Origin of the sequence: Streptomyces sp. NPDC006265, assembly GCF_040613555.1 — a bacterium.
GTDB lineage: Bacteria > Actinomycetota > Actinomycetes > Streptomycetales > Streptomycetaceae > Streptomyces.
The window spans coordinates 1-2,112 of the sequence record NZ_JBEXSH010001200.1; the positions used below are offsets into that span (position 1 = coordinate 1).

The window sequence follows — 2,112 nt, forward strand, 5'->3', positions numbered from 1 at the left end:
GGGTGCATGGCGATTCCGCGCGGCAGGGCGTCCAGCCCTTCGGCGAGCTCCCACAGCGGCCCGAACTGCTGCGCCTCAGCAGCGAGTTGCCGTAGCTCGGGGAGCTCGGTGAGGGCCGAGCGGATGTCGCAGGCGCGGATATGCGGGAAGGACTTCGCGATCCGGTCCACGGTCGCCGGCGCCAGCCCGAGCGCGAGGCCGACATCCCGGAGGGCGTGCCGGGCGCGGTAGGTCTCGGGCATGCCCGTGACCGCGACGCGCTCCCGGCCGAAGCGGTCGATGATCCGGTCGTAGACCTCCAGGCGGCGCGCGGACTCGACGTCGACGTCGATGTCAGGCAGCGACGTCCGCCGCTCGGACAGGAACCGCTCGAACAGGAGTCCGTGTTCAAGCGGGTTCGCGGTGGCGACGAAGAGCGAGTGGTTGACCATGGAGCCGGCACCGGAGCCGCGGGCTGCGACCCGGATGCCCATGTCCCGCACATCGGCGACGACCTGGGCCACGGCAAGGAAGTACGGCTCAAAGTGCAGGCGGCCGATGATGCCGAGCTCGTAGTCGAGCTGGTCCATTGCGCGCTGGTCGCGCTCAAGACCACGGGCGATCATGCCGCTCTCGCACCGCTGCCGCAGCAGCCGCACGGCTCCGTCCCGCCCCGGCTCTGCGCCGACCACGGAGGGCTCGGGGAAGTGCGGCACGCCGAGCCCCAGGTCCCGGGCCGGGTCGACGTCGCACGCGTCCGCGACCAGGGCGGTGTCGGCGATCAGCCGCTCGGCGCGGCGCCGGTCCGCCCCGGCAGCGGCTGCCACCCGCTCGGCGATCTCGGTCATCGCGGGTCCGTCCTTGAGCCAGCGTTCACCGCAGTCCAGGCGCCGCCGGTCGATGGGCCGCAGCAGCCGGGCCGCGTCCAGCACGTCCGCAATCCGGTGCTGGGTGGGGTCGGCGTAGCGGACGGCGTTGGTCAGGACGGCCGGGATGGAGAGACGGTCGGCGAGGGTGAGGGTGTGCGCGGCGAGGCGGACAGAGCCCGGCCCGGTGCCGGATAGGCCCCAGCACACGATCTCCAGTCGCAGGTTCTGGCCTACGGCCTGGCGCCAGGGCTCCAGCAGTTTTTCGGCGATGTCTGCGCGGCCGGAGGCCAGGGCCCGCAGCGGCTCGGAGGCGGGGCCCAGGAGCACCGCCAGGTTGTTGTCCGCGTACTGATGGAGGTTCTCCCATGACGCCGTCGGCGGCGCGCTGGTGGGGAAGGCGGATGCGTGCGCAGCGGACACCATCCGGCACAGCCGTGCCCACCCTTGCGCGTTCTGGGCGAGGAATGTCGCTCTGAGCGGGGCTTCGGTGACGTGGGCGCCGCCCCGCACCGGCGTGCGGCGACGTGCGGCCGGCGCGGTGGGGCTGAAGGCGGCGACACCGAGGTCCACGCCGAACAGCGGGCGGACGCCGGCCGCTGAGGCGGCCTTGGCGAATCGGACTGTTCCGGTGACCATGTCGCGGTCGGTCAGCACGAGCGTGCCGATCCCCCGCTCAGCGGCCCGAGTGACGAGATCGCGCGGATGTGAGGCCCCGTAGCGGGCTGAGAACCCGCTCGCCACATGCAGATGGGGAAGCCCTTCGTGCATGACACCTCTCCCCGAATACCCCCAAACCAGGACCAATCGCTAGCTCTCTATCGACTGTATCGAACAATAATTCGAACATGCGAGTTTCGGCCACCGCAGATCAGCCATCCGGAAGACTGGGATGGCTCGGAGCGGGGCTCCCGTGGCACGGTGTTCGCCTGCCTCGTCGCGGCTGTGGGCCTGGGGATGATGAGTACGAGGGACTGCGGGCCTTGAGTACGCCCGCGCACGCGAACCGGCGCCGGAGCCGGTTGGCTGTGCCCATGCACGAGACAGCGCCCTCCCTGACCACCGTCCCCGCCGCCGCAGGCCCCGCCACGGATGTGGTGTTGCGGTGGGTCACGATCTTGACGGTGGCCCTGATTCCGGTGGCGTTCGTCTTCGGGGCCTTGGCGGGGATGGCCACCACCACGCCCGGTGGCTCGGTCAAGCTGTCGATGACCATCAAGAACAACAACACCTACGACGTCTGGTTCGTGTACCAGACGATCGAGCC

General features: G+C 70.7%; 1 protein-coding gene and 1 pseudogene. One reads left to right on the forward strand and one right to left on the reverse strand.

What is annotated here, in order from left to right:
• Positions 1-1,616: PHP domain-containing protein (locus tag ABZ281_RS47035; RefSeq protein ID WP_356664720.1), on the reverse strand; the 1,616-nt coding region annotated here is incomplete at its 3' end.
• Positions 1,617-1,879: 263 nt separating this feature from the next.
• Between ABZ281_RS47035 and ABZ281_RS47040 the strand changes: the two are divergent.
• A pseudogene (locus ABZ281_RS47040) lies at positions 1,880-2,112 on the forward strand (hypothetical protein); the annotation flags it as partial.